16 protein-coding genes are annotated in these 16,198 nt (G+C 62.9%); 4 read left to right on the top strand and 12 right to left on the bottom strand.

Annotation, left to right across the window (positions count from 1 at the left end; all coding sequences use genetic code 11):
* Window positions 1-23: 23 nt before the first annotated feature.
* The 6 genes from XH98_RS38760 to XH98_RS38735 form a co-directional block, all read right to left on the bottom strand.
* Entirely contained in the window at window positions 24-1,130 is a 1,107-nt protein-coding gene (locus XH98_RS38760; RefSeq protein ID WP_271621726.1) for an efflux RND transporter periplasmic adaptor subunit, read from the bottom strand.
* Between the two features lie 250 nt (window positions 1,131-1,380).
* Window positions 1,381-2,709, bottom strand: coding sequence for an MFS transporter (locus tag XH98_RS38755; RefSeq protein WP_271621725.1), 1,329 nt, complete (start codon window positions 2,707-2,709; stop codon window positions 1,381-1,383).
* Window positions 2,710-3,004: 295 nt separating this feature from the next.
* The gene (locus XH98_RS38750) at window positions 3,005-4,165 is read right to left on the bottom strand and encodes a winged helix-turn-helix domain-containing protein (protein ID WP_271621724.1); all 1,161 of its coding nucleotides are present in this window, start codon (window positions 4,163-4,165) and stop codon (window positions 3,005-3,007) included.
* 107 nt (window positions 4,166-4,272) lie between these two features.
* Entirely contained in the window at window positions 4,273-4,527 is a 255-nt protein-coding gene (locus XH98_RS38745) for a hypothetical protein (RefSeq protein WP_271621723.1), read from the bottom strand.
* Between the two features lie 122 nt (window positions 4,528-4,649).
* Window positions 4,650-4,907 carry a hypothetical protein gene (locus tag XH98_RS38740; RefSeq protein ID WP_057756961.1) on the bottom strand — a complete coding sequence of 86 codons (258 nt, stop codon included), beginning with the start codon at window positions 4,905-4,907 and terminating at the stop codon, window positions 4,650-4,652.
* A gap of 255 nt (window positions 4,908-5,162) precedes the next feature.
* A complete protein-coding gene (locus tag XH98_RS38735) occupies window positions 5,163-6,572 on the bottom strand; it encodes a caspase family protein (protein ID WP_271621722.1) in 1,410 nt (469 codons plus the stop codon).
* Between the two features lie 498 nt (window positions 6,573-7,070).
* Between XH98_RS38735 and XH98_RS38730 the strand changes: the two genes are divergently transcribed.
* Entirely contained in the window at window positions 7,071-7,712 is a 642-nt protein-coding gene (locus XH98_RS38730; RefSeq protein ID WP_057756959.1) for an OmpA family protein, read from the top strand.
* A 76-nt stretch (window positions 7,713-7,788) separates the two neighbouring features.
* On the opposite strand, the gene XH98_RS38725 is transcribed toward XH98_RS38730, so the two are convergent.
* On the bottom strand, window positions 7,789-9,093 hold the full coding sequence (locus XH98_RS38725; RefSeq protein WP_442868693.1) for a phospholipid carrier-dependent glycosyltransferase: 1,305 nt from the start codon (window positions 9,091-9,093) through the stop codon (window positions 7,789-7,791).
* Window positions 9,094-9,267: 174 nt separating this feature from the next.
* On the opposite strand from XH98_RS38725, the gene XH98_RS38720 reads away from it, so the two are divergent.
* Together XH98_RS38720 and XH98_RS38715 are read left to right on the top strand one after the other, a co-directional pair.
* Window positions 9,268-9,966: a FecR family protein gene (locus XH98_RS38720; RefSeq protein ID WP_271621720.1), complete on the top strand. Its 699-nt coding sequence runs from the start codon at window positions 9,268-9,270 to the stop codon at window positions 9,964-9,966.
* Window positions 9,967-9,968: 2 nt separating this feature from the next.
* Complete coding sequence (locus tag XH98_RS38715) at window positions 9,969-11,105, top strand: hypothetical protein (protein ID WP_271621719.1); 1,137 nt, start codon at window positions 9,969-9,971, stop codon at window positions 11,103-11,105.
* Window positions 11,106-11,278: 173 nt separating this feature from the next.
* On the opposite strand, the gene XH98_RS38710 is transcribed toward XH98_RS38715, so the two are convergent.
* The 3 genes from XH98_RS38710 to XH98_RS38700 form a co-directional block, all read right to left on the bottom strand.
* Window positions 11,279-11,767, bottom strand: a complete 489-nt coding sequence (locus XH98_RS38710) for a VOC family protein (RefSeq protein WP_271621718.1) — start codon at window positions 11,765-11,767, stop codon at window positions 11,279-11,281.
* A 26-nt stretch (window positions 11,768-11,793) separates the two neighbouring features.
* On the bottom strand, window positions 11,794-12,222 hold the full coding sequence (locus tag XH98_RS38705) for a VOC family protein (RefSeq protein WP_271621717.1): 429 nt from the start codon (window positions 12,220-12,222) through the stop codon (window positions 11,794-11,796).
* A gap of 126 nt (window positions 12,223-12,348) precedes the next feature.
* The gene (locus XH98_RS38700) at window positions 12,349-12,864 is read right to left on the bottom strand and encodes a cupin domain-containing protein (protein ID WP_057756946.1); all 516 of its coding nucleotides are present in this window, start codon (window positions 12,862-12,864) and stop codon (window positions 12,349-12,351) included.
* Window positions 12,865-12,990: 126 nt separating this feature from the next.
* Between XH98_RS38700 and XH98_RS38695 the strand changes: the two genes are divergently transcribed.
* Complete coding sequence (locus XH98_RS38695) at window positions 12,991-13,209, top strand: CsbD family protein (RefSeq protein WP_271621716.1); 219 nt, start codon at window positions 12,991-12,993, stop codon at window positions 13,207-13,209.
* A 168-nt stretch (window positions 13,210-13,377) separates the two neighbouring features.
* Here XH98_RS38695 and XH98_RS38690 read toward each other — a convergent pair whose 3' ends face one another.
* Both XH98_RS38690 and XH98_RS38685 read right to left on the bottom strand, forming a co-directional pair.
* Window positions 13,378-13,842, bottom strand: coding sequence for an FKBP-type peptidyl-prolyl cis-trans isomerase (locus tag XH98_RS38690; RefSeq protein WP_057756944.1), 465 nt, complete (start codon window positions 13,840-13,842; stop codon window positions 13,378-13,380).
* A 62-nt stretch (window positions 13,843-13,904) separates the two neighbouring features.
* Complete coding sequence (locus XH98_RS38685) at window positions 13,905-16,196, bottom strand: xanthine dehydrogenase family protein molybdopterin-binding subunit (protein WP_271621715.1); 2,292 nt, start codon at window positions 16,194-16,196, stop codon at window positions 13,905-13,907.
* Window positions 16,197-16,198 lie beyond the last annotated feature (2 nt).

The raw sequence follows: 16,198 nt of genomic DNA, 5'->3' as shown, positions 1-16,198 counted from the left end.
CACGACGTAACTGGTAGTCACGCCTAGAAAGACAGCGCCGACACGACCCGCACCTTCTGACCGGGGTCGAGCTTCTGCACGCCGAGGGCGACGATCTTGGCACCCTCGTCGACGCCGCCGGTGATGACGACGTCGTTGCTGTCGTAGGACTTCACCACAACAGGCTTGAGCGTGACCGCGCCGTTGCCGTCGACGACGAAGAAGGACGGCTTGCCGCCTTCGTTGAACAGCGCCGACAGCGGCAGCCGCGCGACGCGCTCGGTGCCGGCATCCGACAGCGTCAGCGTCGCGGTCATGCCGAGCGCGACCTTGTCGCCAGCCTCGGGCAGCGAGAATTTTGCGAGATAGGTGCGCGTGGCCGGATCGGCGGCCGGCGCGATCTCGCGCAACTTGGCGACATATTTCTTGTCCGGCTCAGACCAAAGAGTGACGCTGGCGACGCCCGACTTGGCGCGCCCAACCAGCGTCTCAGGGATCGCGACGACCGCTTCCTTTTCGGCAAAGCGGGCGACACGGATCGAAGCCTGGCCCGCGGCGACCACCTGGCCGGGCTCGATCAGCGTTGCGGTCACGACGCCACGGGCGTCGGCAACAAGCGTCGCGTAGGAAAGGGAATTCTTGGTCAGCTCGACCGAGCGGACGGCGCGATCAAGGCGCGCACGGGCTTCGTCAGCCGCGGCGCGGCTCGAATCCATCGCGGCGTCCGTGGTCCAGCCCTTGGCTTTCAGATCCTTGGCGCGCTGCTCGGCCGCGGCGGCCTGGGCCAGCACGCCGGTTGCGGCGGTCTGTTCGGCGACGGCCTGCTCGGCCTGGAGCTTCAGATCGACCTCGTCGAGGGTGGCGAGTGCCTGGCCCACGTCCACGGTCTGGCCGACCTCAACAAGGCGTCTTGCGACCTTGCCGGCGACGCGGAAACCGAGATCGCTCTCGATGCGGGGCTTGATGGTGCCGACGAAGCTGCGCTCCGGGATCTCGGCGTCATAATGCGCGGTCGCGACCAGGACCGGCCGCGGCGGCTCGGCTTTTTGCGCCACGGAATCGTTGCATCCGGCCAGCGCCGCGGCCATCAGGGCCAGCGACACGCCCGCCAAGAGCCTGGAATAGCTGGACAAAATCGACCGAACCAACATCGGGGACACTCCTGCATCTGCAATGAGAGGAATGTCGAATAATCACTGATAAAAGTCAATAATCGTCAGTCATCAGTAATGCGTGATCGTTAAGAGATGGTAAGGATCGAGAAAAACGGTGCCGAAGGTGCTATCGTAGGGTGGGCAAGCGTAGCATGCCCACGCATTTTTCGTAGTCGGGAGAGAGGGTGGGCACGGCGCAGAGCGCCTTTGCCCACCCTACGGAACCTACGTCAGCGGTGCGGCGTCTCTAGCGCCCCTGGTCGCCGAACTCGTGCTTGCTCTCGTGGCCGCCGATGAAGACCAAAATGCCGGCGAGCAGCGGCAGCACGGCGAGCACCAACAGACCTGTCGAGGTCTGCCCCGTCGCTTCCTTGACCCAGCCGATCAGATACGGCCCGCCGAAGCCGGCGAGATTGCCGATCGAGTTGATCAGCGCGATGGCGCCGGCGGCCGCCGTGCCGGAGAGCCAGGCGGTCGGCAAGGTCCAGAACACGCCGAAGACGCAGAACACGCCGATCGCTGCGAAGGTCAGCGCCACCATGGTCAGGGTGGGGTCGGTGAGATAGCTGGAAATGGCGAGCGCGATCGCAATCAGGATCATGGGCGCGCCGACATGCATCACGCGCTCGCGCGTGGCGTCCGAATGCCGCGCCCACAGGATCATGGCAATGGTGCCGAACAGATAAGGGATTGCAGTGACGAAGCCGGTTTGGGCATTGGTGAGGCCGAACGCCTTGACGATCTGCGGCAGCCAGAACTGCATGCCATAGAGCGCACCGACGAAGCCGAAATAGATCAGGCTGAGTGCGATCACCTTCGGTGACGACAAGGCTTCGCCGAGCGACAGATGCTTCACCGCCTGCTTGGCGGCGATCTCCGAATCGAGCTTCGCCTTGAGCCAGGCCTTCTGCTCGGCCGAGAGCCAGTCCGCCTTCTCCGGCTTGTCGGTGAGATAGAACCAGGTGACGATGCCGAGCAGCACCGAGGGAATGCCCTCGAGAATGAACAGCCACTGCCAGCCCCTCAGACCCATCACGCCGTCGAGCCCGAGCAACAGGCCCGAAATCGGCGCGCCGATCACAGTCGAAACCGGCACCGCGATCGCGAAGGCTGCGAGAAAGCGGGCGCGGTATTCGGCCGGATACCAATAGGTGAGATAGAGGATGATGCCGGGGAAGAAGCCGGCTTCGGCGACGCCAAGCAGGAAGCGCAGGACGTAGAAGCTGGTCACGCCGCTCACCAGCGCCATCAGCGCCGAGATGATGCCCCAGGTCACCATGATGCGGGCGATCCAGCGGCTGGCGCCGAACTTTTCCAGCGCGAGGTTGCTCGGCACCTCGAAGATGAAATAGCCGATGAAGAAGATGCCGGCGCCCCAGGAAAAGATCAGCGGGGTGAACTTCAGCTCCGCATTCATGGTCAGCGCGGCGAAGCCGAGATTGACGCGATCGAGATAGGAGAAGAAGTAGGCCAGCACCAGGAACGGAATCAGGCGCCAGGAGATGGCGCTGATCGTTGAGGTCTCAATGGCGCTTTTCGCACCGGCGGAAGCGGTATAGGTCGTGGTCTGGCTCATGGCGTCCCCCCGTATTGTTGCTTTTGTGAGCTGATCCCGGTTTTGAGCATCGCCGGCAAAGAGTCAATGGAGCAAGCAATGCATGGGACGCAGCCGAATCATTCTGCCGCATTGCTACCGACATCGCTGACCCGCGCCCGCATCTTCTCGCGGTCTCGTAGGGTGGGCAAAGGCGCTCTTGCGCCATGCCCACCATCTCTCTCGATCTCCAAAAATGCGTGGGCACGCTCCGCTTTGCCCACCCTACGAGACTTTGCCCACCCTATGAGACCGTCACCATGGCGAGCAGGCTGCCTCACTCCGCCAATTGAAACCGCTCGAACCGGTGGAGTTCTTCCTCGATCTTCCGCTTCAGCTCCTTGCGCCCTGCCGTCTTCTTGCCCTGCCCGACCCAGATCCATTTCTGCATCAACACCTTCTTCGCCTGCCGGTCGGTCTTGAGATCGAGCGCGGCGACGATCTCGTCGCCGACCAGCACCGGCAGCGCGAAATAGCCGAGCTTGCGCTTGGCCTTCGGCACATAGGCCTCGAACAGATGGTTGTAGCCGAAAATAAGATTGGTGCGCTTGCGCTGGATGATCAGCGGATCGAACGGCGAGAGGATGTGGACGAGATCCGGCGGCACCTCGGCAGGCTCGAGCGCCGCGGGCGTCGCCCAATGCTCCTGCTTGCCGGCGCCTTCAATTGCGACAGGCACGAGTTCGCCGCGCCGAACGCGCGAAGCGACCAGGATGCCCACCGCCTTCTTGCTCGGCGCATCGAGATGGCAGATCGAATCGAGACTGACGATGCCCTGCGAGCGCAGCGCGCGGTCGAGCAGATAGGCCGTGATCTCCTTCGGCGATGCCGGCTTGGGCAATTTGTCCCAGCCGAAATGCCGCGTCATCAGATCATAGGTCTTGAGCATGCCCTGGCGCGCGCCGATGGTCGCGACGCCGGTATAGAAGGCCAGCTGAAGCGCCCGCTTCGAAGGTTTTCGGCTCTGCCAGAGATGCTCCTTCTCGGTGAGCACATCGTCCTCGATGTCGCGGATGGTCAGGGGACCGGCGCGTAGCAGCCGCATCACCTTGCGGGTGTCGGCCGGCGTTACCGACGCGTACCATTTGTGCCCTTCGCGCTTGTGCTCGCGCATGGCCGGCAGGAAAAAGCGAAAATCATCCGACGGTACGTAGGACAGTGCATGAGTCCAGTATTCGAACACGCTCTTGTCGACGCTCTGGGCATGACGCAGATCGGCGCGGCGATAGGACGGGATACGGCTGAACAGGATGTGGTGGTGGCAGCGCTCGATCACGTTGATAGTGTCGATCTGCACATAGCCGAGATGGGCGACCGCGTCTTTGACCGCCTGCGGCCCTTCCCCGAATGGTTCACGCGTGTCGAGCCGCTGGGCCCGCAGCCAGATCTGCCGGGCCTGTGTCGTCGGGATTGGGAGGGGTTTTGGGGCGCGGGGCATTGCGCGAGGCAATGTAGCGGGATTCGCGCCGGGAGAAAGAACAACGCGGCATAGAAAAGCCGCGCTGCCATCTGCTGACAGCGCGGCTGGATGGGTGCGACCGAGGCCTACTTCATCGACATGGCCTTCTGGGCCTTCATGTAATGCATGCAGGCGCCCTTCATCTTGCCCATGCTCATGTCCGTATTGGCCATGGCCATTTCCTTGTTCATGGCCATCTTGGCGGGCGTGTCGGCCGTGCCGGTCATCATGGCCGTCGATTTCATCATATTGGCGCTGGTGCACGCCATCATGGCGGCGGATGCGGGCGAAGCGGAAAGAGCGAACGCGACAAAGGCTGCGGCGCTGAGCAAGGTCTTCATCGAAAAGTCTCCTTAAGTAAAACGAAACCGGCGTCATGCCGGCATTCGCAATTACGTATTTTCTGGCGAGAACGTTTCGTGGAGAAGACAATTTTCTTGCTGCAATGCAAAGCGAGCCGACGTTAACGGCCGTTCTTCGGTGCCTTGGTCCGGTCGTTGGGCCGGTCACCGAGGCTGCCGGTGGCGATGTCGGGCTCGCAGGAGGCCCTGCCCCGCCCCTCCGCCCCGCAGCGAAAGACGCTGCCGGTCAGGCGATCGACCAGCCACATGTTCTCGTCGGTCGGAGCTTCGAGACCGACATAGCGGGAGGTCAAGCCCGTGATCAGCGTCGAAAGCAGGATCGACACCGCGATCATCGCCGCGCCGACGTAGATCGGCATGGCGCTCAGAGACACAGTCCGATCCGGCGGGCCGCTGCGATGGAATTGATAGTCACTGGGCCTCGGCACTGGATGGAACTCGGCTCCCTTCGGCTTGCGGTGACGGCTCGTCGAGGTCTGCTAGGCGCGTATCTGGCCAAATTCTTGTTCGCACGCAGGCCATGCCGCGACAGCTTTGCGACGATCGGTAAGCGCTGGTTCCGGAATAATGGGCGGCCCAAAGCGGGCCGCCTTTTGCTTACTCCCCTGCCCCCCTCAGCGGCGGCCGAACAACCCGCCCATCATACCGCCAAGTAGACCACCGGGTCCTGCCGGAGCGCCACCACCGCCGCTATAATGGCGGCGGCCGCCACCGCCCGAGTAACGGCGGTGCGCCGGCTCATCGTCTGCCTGTTCCGAGGAAGCCGCGCGGGTCGAGACAATCTCCGACAGCAGAGCCTTATGCTGGAGCTTGTTGAGATAGCCCGTAGCGGGATAACCGCGCGCAGCCTGCCACCGCCTGATCACGGAACGCGCCTCGTCGTCGAACTGGCCTGTCGCCTTGACGTCGAAACCGAGCCCGGTGAGGCGACGCTGCACGTCACGACGCTGGCTCTTGTCCAGACCAATTTGGTCTTCAGATACTTGGTTGGCCTCTTCCGTGAAGGTCGCGGGATCGATCCCAACCGACAGGTTGCGGGTGGCATTGGATGGACCATCCTGCAACGCCGCAATGCGGGCGAGTGCGATCGATTTGAACGTGCCGTTGGGATAGCTGGTGAGATAGGCGTTGAGCTCCTCGACCTTGTTGGAGTCCTTGATCGAGCGCCAGAACTCGAGCTCGACGTCGGAGCCTTGCTTGCTCGCGGCCAACACCGGCGCGCTCGACGTGTCAGTCGCGCCCGCAGCCAGCCCGCCAACCGGATTGAGGTAGACGTTGCCCGTCAGGTTGGTGTGCCCCCAAGGCAATTGCCCTTTGCCGGTCTCGTCACTGACCTGGGCGCGGACCTTGGTCATCGCCTGCTGGATCTCGATCCCAGGCTGGGCAATGTTGGCGACAAGCGCGCGCGTGAACGGACTGTTGGTCCCGGCTTCGCCGTCGAGCGCGGTTTGACCTGGGCCGGTGGCAAAGGCAATCAGCGTGCCCTCGCCCGACTTCATCTCTGCCAGACCGGCCCGGACGTTGACCGACCGGGTGGCTTTCGCCGAGCGGATCTTTGCCGCGAAAGGATTGTCACGACAGGCATCCAGGAACACGAGCTTCACCTTCGCGTCCGACATGGTTTGATCTAGCGTGAGGTCGACATTGATCGCCGCGCCCAGCTTGACGTCCATCTCGGATTTCAGGTCTGCATCGATCGGCAACAGGTAGTTGATGCCGTTCACGGCAATGCCGTGGCCGGCATAGAAGAACACCGCGACATCGGCACCCTCGCTCTTCTTGCCGAACTCCAGGAGTTTTGCAGTCATGGCGTCGCGCGTGAGGTTGGCTCCCTCGACGACATCGAAGCCGACATTGCGCAGCACCCTGGCCATCGCCTTGGAATCGATCGCGGGGTTGGGAAGCTGCGGGACGTTCTTGTAGGCGGCATTGCCGACCACGAAGGCGACGCGCTTGTCAGCGAAGGCCGTATTGCCGCTGACGATGAATGCTGCGAGTGAAATTGCTGCGATCAAGAAGCGCATGATCATTCTCCCCTGATCCAAACTTCTTCGCTGCTCTCGCATCGGCCTTAGCCGATCCGATGAGAGCAATCTGATCCAACTCACAAGGACGCACTGTGATTTGGATCACTCGGGGATTTCTGCTGCCCGAACCGAGCTGGGAGTCGCTGCGACGATCGCTTTTCGGGCTGCTAACGCAGCGGGCAATCCGGCAGGTGACGAGCAATGGCAAAAGATTGTACCCGCTGGAGCTGCGAGTCCAGCAGCTATTGAAACCTCGTCCGAGAATGCGTGATGGATCAGGATTCTGCTTCGATGCCGAATGAGACAGCGCTCCTTTCTGATGGTAGCGCGGTGCCAGTGGCGCGAGCAATGCCATGGTGCCGATTGGCTCCGGCGCTAGGATGCAGCGGACGTTTCGGCCCTTTGGAATGTGACCCGCATCACATCGGAGCTTTTGAACCTTCCCTATGCTCGGAGCATCAAATCGCCATCAGGCGTCACAGCAAGGATACGACAATGACCCATTTCAATAAGTCGTTTGGACTGAAGGCGATCACGCTCACGGCCGCGCTGTCGTTGACGGCGGGCCTGGCTTTCGCCGGCGACAGCAACGTCTCGTCCAGCCAGATCCTGGATGCGTTGAAGCCGAAGCCGATCACCCGCGGCCTCTCCGTCGGTCCGCAGGCCGATCCGACCGCGCAGGCCAAGGAAGCGACCTTCCTGAATTCCGTGCGCAACCGGCAGACCCGTTCGCTCTCGATGGGCGAACGTGACCAGATCGCCGAGCTTGCTTCGACCAAGCCGAACATCGATCTGGAGATCCAGTTCGACTACAACTCGGCCGACATCGCCAAGACCTCGGTGGCATCGGTGCAAGCCCTCGGCAAGGCGCTGTCCGACCCGTCGCTGAAAGGCTCGACCTTCGTGGTCGCCGGCCATACCGATGCGATCGGCACGGAGGAGTACAATCAGGGCCTGTCGGAGCGTCGCGCCGACACTATCAAGAAGTACCTGGTGCAGAACTACGGTCTCAACGGCAGTGACCTCGTCACCGTCGGCTATGGCAAGACCAAGCTGAAGGACGCCGCCAACGGCGCCGACCCGATCAACCGCCGCGTCCAGGTCGTGAACATGGACACCAAGACCGCGTCCAAATGATCTGAACAAGTGACCTGAGACGCTATTGCAACAATCGAAGCCGCCTGCCGCGAGACTGGCAGGCGGTTTTCTGTCGTCAGATCCAGCTCTGAAACAGCATCAGCCGGTTGAACGTCTGCATCGATGTGCCGATGAAGGCCGCCGAAATCGGCAGCATCACCGCGAAGCCGGCGGCAGCCATGCCGACATAGGCCCACAGCAGCCAGCGCGGCAGTCCCTCTCGGCGCAGCGCATAGACCAGCGCAAGCGACGCAACCGTTGCGGCCGGCAGATAGTAGTAGATGAAGCCCAGCGTGCGCGGGAGCAAAGCCCAGGCGAGCCAGCAGCCGAAATAGAACGCCGCGATCAGAAACGCATCCCAACGACGCGCGACGATGACGTCGCGCAACACAACGGCAAGCGCGAGCAGCGCCGGCCAGGCGACCAGCGGATTGCCGAGGAAGACGATCGCCGCGACGTTGTCGTCTGATGTCTTGTCGAACAGGAACCACACCGGCCGCGCCAGCAACGGCCAGGATGGCCACGAGCTCATATAGGTGTGGCCGGCGATCGCAGTGGTGGTGTTGTCGGCGAAGATCCGGCGCTGCGCCTCGATCAGATCCGGCAGCGACAGGCCGTAGAGCGGAACGAAGGCGGCGATATACGTCACTGCCGGCAACAGCGCGAAGCAGAGCGCGGCATGATGCGCCCTGAATGTGGGCCAGAGATCAGGGCGGTACCAGTCGGTTGGCTTCGCATCGGCAAACAGAGTATGCCAGCCCTGCATCAGGCGGATCACCGCAACGATTGCGATGCAGACAGCGAGCGGAAACAAGCCGCTCCATTTGCAGGCAGCTGCGAGACCGAACAACGCACCCGCGATCGCGAACAGCGCCTGCGGCCGCTCTCGCCGAAAGCCGTGCATGAAAGCAGCGATGGCGAGCAAGCCGAGGCTAAGTGCAAAGATGTCGAGCATCGCGATGCGCGCCTGCACATAAAGCATCTGGTTGAAGGCCGCGATCAGCGCCGTCGCAATCGCGGGTGCTTGCGAGCCGAACAGCGCGAGCCCGCAGAGATAGATCGCGACGACAGCGAGCGCGCCGAACAAGGTCGCCGGATAGCGCCAGCCCAGTGCGTTGTCGCCGAATGCCGCGATCGATGCCGCGATCAGCTCTTTCGCCAGCGGCGGATGCATCGGATTGAGCATCGGCTGCGGCGCAGTGAAGCCCAGCATCTGCCGTGCTGCCGGCACGTAATGCACCTCGTCGAACACGAACTTGTCCGGCGTCGTCAGCCCGATCAGCAGCGCAAAATGCGCGGCTAGGAAGATCGCGACAGCGATCACTGCGCTTCGCGACGTCGTCGGCACCGCATGTGCTTCAAGCGACTGCTGTAGGGCTATTTTGCGTGGCAAATCTGCGTCACCGCGAATAAAAAATCACTCGGCCGATGCATTGAACGCATTCTGCCGCAACTGTCACTAAGCTAACGCTCGTCTCGCGCCGCCTGTGATAATTCTGCCACAACGCGAGCCGTGCGCGATCCAGCACGATCAGGGGCATCGATCGGTTACGACATGAATCTGCGTTTTCTGCTTTTCCTAACATTGCTGTCGGCTGCATTGTGCGCTGCGCCTTCTGTGCAGGCCCAGACGCGTGTCGGCGAAGCCGTCCTCGTCCAGAACGAAGTGCTGCGTGTGGCCGCGAGCACGACGCCGATCAATGTCGGCGACAGCATGCTGCGCGACGAGACCGTGCGCACCGGTGCCGACAGTGCGGCGCGTTTTGTCATGGCCGACAGCACCAATCTTTCGCTCGGGCCGAGTGCGACGCTGAAGCTCGATCGCACCGTCTTCAACGACGAGCACAGCTATCGCGACGTCGCCATCCGAATGGCGACCGGCGCATTCCGCTTCGTGACCGGACATTCGGAGAAGACCGCCTACAAGATCACGACGCCGCTGGCGACCATCGGCGTTCGCGGCACAATCCTCGACATCCTCTCGCAGCGCAGCCGCTCGGTCGTCGTGCTTCAGGAGGGAGCGGCGAGCGTCTGCACGTTGAGCTTCCAGTGCATCCAGCTCACCCAGCCGGGCGACACCGCGATCATCACCTCGACCGGCGGCAAAGTCACGATCACCAAGACCAACTCGCCGCCCTGGACGTTCGCAGCCAACTGCGCCGCCAATGCCGGTCTGTGCGCCGTCAACCAATATGCCGATGCCTCGCCGACCACGCCCGCCGTCCATGACGACGGTATGCTGTGTGGACGCTGACGATGGCAAAGCCCGACTTCAAACGCCTCGCACTGGCCTGCACACTCGCTGCAGCCGCCGCGCTCACGCTGTTCGCGCTCGACGCCCGCCCGGCGACAGCCGCGACCTTTTGCGAATCCGAGTGCGGCAATCCGACGCCCTCCCCTTCACCGACCTATTCGCCGTCACCGACACCAGGCACATCGCCCTCCCCGAGCCCATCGCCGTCGCCAAGCCCGACCCCATCGCCGAGCCCAACGCCGACCGGCTCCGATTCCAGCGGCAATTCGGTCAATGGCCTCGCAGGCCAGCGCTTCAATCAGATGATCACCAACCGTGTGCTCGGCACGGTGCTGCTTGGCGTCAACGAGCAGATCAATTGCAGCGACTGCATCAGCGCGTTCGGGTCGGCCGGCTCGTTCTCGGCGGGCATCCACGGCCGCAAGGAGCTGACGCCCAACCTGTCGCTGCTTGCCGGTATCGCCTACACGCAATACAGCGAGGGCGGCTATCACATCACCAGCGCGCCGATCGGCGCCTTTGCGCTGCGCTATGACTTCACCGATTGGGGCTCATCGCGTCCGTTCTTCGACGTCGGCACGATCCTGACGCCGTGGGAAAAGGCGCGCTACACCCGCAGCTACACCTCCAGCCTCGGTCCGGTCAGCGTGACGAGTTCAGCCGACGCTTCCAATTATGCGGTCTATGGCCGCGCCGGCTGGATCAGTCGCCTGTCACCGCGCGATGAGGTCGCAGCTTCCATCGAACTCTGGCAGCTCTGGCAGCGCGTGTCAGGCTATGCCGACAACACGGTCGCGTTCAATCCATTCGACGCCACCATTGCAACGGGCACCGACCGCACCAGCCTCGTCAAGATCGGCGGCCAGTGGACCCATCTCTTCGCCAACGATATCGAGACCAATATCAACGGCGGCTGGGTGCAGTCCTTCGCCAGCCACAGCGGCATCGTCGCCACCGTGACCGGCAACGGCATGGTGGTGCCGACGATGGGCAACCAGGGCTGGTTCGAGTATGGCGGCCGTCTCGGCTTCCGTGTGCAGAAGGGCTGGGTCGTGGACCTCTTCGCCAACGGCACCCTGGGCCCGCAGCCTGTCGGCAACACGATCCACGGCGGCGTCGGGCTTAGGATCAATTATTAGCATCGGGTTCGTGTATAACCACGAATTCCGCTGTCATGCCCCGGCTTGGCCGGGGCATCCAGTACGCCGCGGCGGTCGTTGTGAGAGCGAGCTCTTCGACGAAGGCCTCTGGAATACTGGATCGCCCGCTTCGCGGGCGATGACATCTCTCGTGTTAGCAACGGCACTGGCCCTCACGCCGCAGACTTGCCCTCGAACGCTCGCCGCAACACCTCCACGTCCAGTTTCACCATCTTCATCATGGCCTGCCATGCGCGGGCGGCGGCCGCCTTATCGGGGCTGGTGAGGAACTCGAACATCACTTTCGGCACGATCTGCCAGGCCACGCCCCAGCGATCCCTAAGCCAGCCGCACTGTTCTTCCTTGCCGCCATGGGCGAGGAACGCATTCCAGACGCTGTCGACCTGGGCCTGGTCGTCGCACTGGATCATCAGCGAGATCGCATGCGTGTATTCCATCTTCATGCCGCCGTTGAGCGCGACCATGGGCTGCCCGGCCACCGTGAACTCGACGACCAGCACCGAGCCTTCCTTGCCGGACGGGCTATCCGAGACGTTGTGCTGAACGTGCGTGATCTCCGAGTTCGGAACGAGCGAGACGTAGAACTTGGCGGCATCGACGGCATCGCCGTTGAACCACATGCAGGGCACGAGCTTGGACATCGCGAATGCTCCTCTTCAGGTTTCGATCAGGCGTTCGCCATGGCGGGCTTCGGCGGGACGGCTGTCATGTCCAGCCAGTTCACGCCCCACATATGGCCATCCGGATCCTCAAAGCTGCGGCCATACATGAAATTGTATTCGTCAACCGGGCTGGGATCGGCCACGCCGCCCGCAGCCTTGGCCCTGCCGACGATATCGTCGACCTCCTTGCGGCTGTCGGCGGACAGGCAGAACAGCGCCTGGTTCGAGGTCTTGGCGTCGGCAATCGGCTTCGGCGTGAATTGACGGAATTTGTCGTGAGTCGTCAGCATCACGTAGATGGTCTCGGAAAAGACCATGCAGCTTGCCGTGTCATCGCTGAATTGCGGGTTCCTGGTCGCGCCGACCGCCTCGTAAAAGGCGGTCGCGCGCTTGAGATCGGTCACGGGCAGATTGACGAAAATCATCCTGGGCATGGGAGCTCCTTGGGCGGGGTTCTGCCCAAGGACGGACGACTGGGGCCGCCATCCGACAGCGCATGCCGAATTATTTTGCCGAGACGGCTGCGGGGTTTGGTCGCACCGGCCCCGCGAGCCTTGCTGTTACTTCTTCTCGTTCGGATCCCGATGCACGGGGTCGATCCACAGCACGGTCTCGGGCTTCTCGACCGGCTCGATGTCCAGATTGATCGCAACCGCCTCGCCGTCGCTGCGCACCAGCACGCATTCCAGCACCTCGTCGGGGCTGGCGTTGATCTCCTGGTGCGGCACGTAGGGCGGCACGAAGATGAAATCGCCGGGACCAGCCTCGGCGGTGAATTGCAGGCTCTCGCCCCAGCGCATCCGCGCCTTGCCCTTCACCACGTAAATGACGCTCTCGAGATGGCCGTGGTGATGCGCGCCGGTCTTGGCGTCGGGCTTGATGCTGACGGTGCCGGCCCACAATTTCTGCGCGCCGACGCGGGCGAAATTGATCGCGGCCGCGCGGTCCATGCCTGGCGTCGAGGGCACATTGGTATCGAGTTGATTGCCGGGAATGACGCGCACGCCGTCATGCTTCCATCGATCATCCTGGTGCTCGTGGTCATGGTGGGAATGGCTGTGGTCATGGCCGGTCATCGACTTTGCTTTCTGCTGGTTCCGTGCGCGAAACTACCCAAAGGCGACCTATCAAGCCATACCAAATCGGAACCCTCATAGCTGCCCAGCGTTGTCATCGCGAGCAATCTGGAAGGAGATAGTTTCATGGGTAGCACCAGCGACAAGATCAAAGGCAACGCCAACGAAGCCATCGGCAAGGCCAAGCAGGACATCGGCGAAGTCACCGGTTCCGAACGCCTGCAGGGCGAAGGCGCCGTCCAGGAAGTGAAGGGCAAGGGCCAAAAGGCCATGGGCGATGCCAAGGACGCAGCGAAGGAAGCGATCGATCGCGCCGCTGCGGCCGCACGTCGCGCGGCGGAGTAGCGCGCTAGCATTGAAAGCGAAAAGACCGGCCGAGGGGCCGGTCTTTTTGTTTGTGTTGATCTCTATCCGTCATGGCCGGGCTTGACCCGGCCATCCACGTCTTGGCCGAACGAAGGAAGTACGTGGATGCCCGGGACAGGCCCGGGCATGACGAGGCGGAATGCGCCGTCACTTCACGCCGAGCAATTCCACGTCGAACATCAGCGTCGCGTTCGGCGGGATCACGCCGCCGGCGCCGCGCGCGCCATAGCCGAGCTGCGGCGGGATGATCAGCGTGCGCTTGCCGCCGACCTTCATCGTGGCAACGCCCTCGTCCCAGCCGGCGATGACGCGGCCCTTGCCGATGGGAAACTCGAAAGGCTCGTTGCGATCGACGGACGAGTCGAATTTCTTGCCCTTCTGGCCGTTCTCGTAGAGCCAGCCGGTATAGTGCATCACGCAAATCTGGCCGGGCTTCGGCGAGGCGCCGGTGCCGACGACGCTATCGGTGATCTGCAATCCTGAAGCTGTGGTCATGGTCTTTCCTGCGGTCTGGGCCGAGGCCGTGGTGGAAACAAACGTCGGCACACCGCCGATCGACGTGATCGCGAATGCCGACATGATGGCGAGGAGCACGCGCTGGACACGCTGCATAAGACACCTTCCCTTTGAGGCCGAAGGTGTCTAGCGCAAGGCCGACGCCGTTTCCACCCCCTTTAGACCTCGATATTTTCCAGCCGCACGGGGAGCTTGCGGATGCGCTGGCCGGTGGCGTGATAGATCGCGTTGCAGATCGCGGCGTTGGTGCCGACGTTGGCGAGCTCGCCGAGCCCCTTGGCGCCGGCCGGGTTAATGTGATCATCCTGCTCGGAGAGTAGGATCACCTCGACGCCGGGGACGTCGGCATTCACGGGAATGAGATAGTCGGCAAAATTGTCGTTGACATAGCGTGCGGTGCGCGCGTCGATCTCCGTGGCCTCCAGCAGCGCCGAGGACATGCCCCAGATCAGGCCGCCCATCAGCTGACTGCGAGCCGTGCGCGGATTCATGATGCGACCCGCCGCAAACGCTCCAACCAGGCGCGGCGCGCGGATCTCGTGGGTGAAGCGATTGATCCGGACTTCCACGAACTCCGCGCCGAAGGCATAGGCGATCTTGTCCTTCATGGCCGCACCGCCGACGAGCCGCGGGTGGCCGCTGTGCATCGCCTTGAAGGAATCTTGCGGCGCGCCTTCCGGCTTCCATTCGCCATATTCCTCGACCACGCCGACGCCGAGTGCGTCGAAAGCCTTCTCCAGATCCAGCGGGCGATCGCCCTTGGCCGCCTGGGTCGACGGGGTCTGCCCCATGCCAACGGTTTCCTTGGCCTTGTCCGTGAGGCTCTCGTTCGGCATCAGCGCCTTGAACAGGCGCTGACGAACCTGATCGCACACCATCATCACAGCGGAGCAGGTGCTGGCCGTCGAATTCGATCCGCCAGCAACGGGCCCCGGCGGCAGGTCGCTGTCACCAATGAAGACCGCGACCTTCTCCAGCGGCACGCCGAGCCGCTCGGCGGCAGTCTGTGCAAGGATGGTGTAGGCACCGGTGCCGATCTCGTGGCCGGCGATCTCGACGCGGGTACGGCCGTCGCGCTGCAGGCGAACGCGAGCCGCTGCCGGAGCCATCTGCGTCGGATAGCAGGTGGCCGCGCAGCCATAGCCGATGAGCCAGTCACCGTCGGACATCGATTTCGGCGCCGCCGAGCGCTGTGCCCATCCGAAGGCTTTGGCCGCTTCGTCGAAACACGCCATCAGCGAGCGCGACGTGTAAGGCTTGCCGTCGATCGGCTCATTGGTCGTGTCATTGACGCGGCGGAGCTCGATCGGATCCATGTTGAGCTTCACAGCCAGCTCGTCCATCGCACTCTCCAGCGCAAACAAATACGGCACCTCAGGCGGCGAGCGCATGAAGCCCGGCGTGTTGCGGTCGGCGCGCACGATCGACACGAGACTGTCGACATTTGGGCAGGCATAGAGCCGCGTCGTGGTCTTGGTGCCGCCGACGCAATAGGGATCGGCGCGCGAAGAGACCTCGGCGCCTTCATGCCTCAGCGCGACCAGCTTGCCGTCCCGGCTCGCGCCGAGCTTGATCTCGTGGCGGGTTTCGGCGCGATAGGTCGCAATCGTAAAGCCCTGGTCGCGGGTCGGAACCAGCTTGATCGGCCGGTTCAGCCGCCTCGCGATGCCGGCAATGATCGCAGTTCTCGGCGTCATCGAACCGCGCGAGCCAAAGCCGCCGCCGACATACGGATTGACCACCCTCACCTTGTCGGCGTCGATGCCGAGCTGTTCGGCAACGCCGTTCTTCAGGCCGTGGACATATTGGCTGGGCTCATAGATGACGAGAGTGTCGCCCATCCAGGCGCAGCTCGTCGAAAAAAGCTCCATTGGGTTATGATGCTGCGTCGGCGTCTCGTAGGAGGCATCGACCTTCACCTCGGCCTCGTCAAACGCCTTGGCAAAGTCGCCGACCTTGGGGTCTTCCTTGAATTGCGCGTTCTGGCCTTTTGCGGCGGCTTTCGTCGTTCCCTGCGAGTCGAAGCTCGCACTCGGGGTTGCGGCTGTGTAGCTCACCTTGACGCGGTTGGCGGCTTCGCGCGCGGCCTCGTAGCTCTCGGCGGTGACCACCGCGATGATCTGGCCGTCATGGGCAATGTCGGTCGATTTCAGCGGCTGGATCGTGGTGCCAGCATAACCGCCATTGCTGAACAGCTTTGACTCGTTCAGGTTGGGCGCGTTCTCGTGCGTGACAATGTCGATCACGCCTCGCACGCGTTTAGCATCGTCGAGATCGAAGCTGTTGATGCGGCCTTTGGCGATCGCACTGGTGACCAGGAACGCATAGGCGGGATTGTCCAGCGGCATGTCGGACCCGTAGGTTGCACGCCCTGTGACCTTCGCAACCGCATCGTAACGCGGCACGGGCTTGCCCATATTCGCCTTCGGCTCGGGAGCGGCAGCGGTCATGG

Source organism: Bradyrhizobium sp. CCBAU 51745, assembly GCF_028128715.1.
GTDB classification, from domain to species: domain Bacteria; phylum Pseudomonadota; class Alphaproteobacteria; order Rhizobiales; family Xanthobacteraceae; genus Bradyrhizobium; species Bradyrhizobium manausense.
The sequence above is the reverse complement of the archived record's forward strand: the minus strand, read 5'-3'. Positions and strand labels throughout refer to the sequence as shown.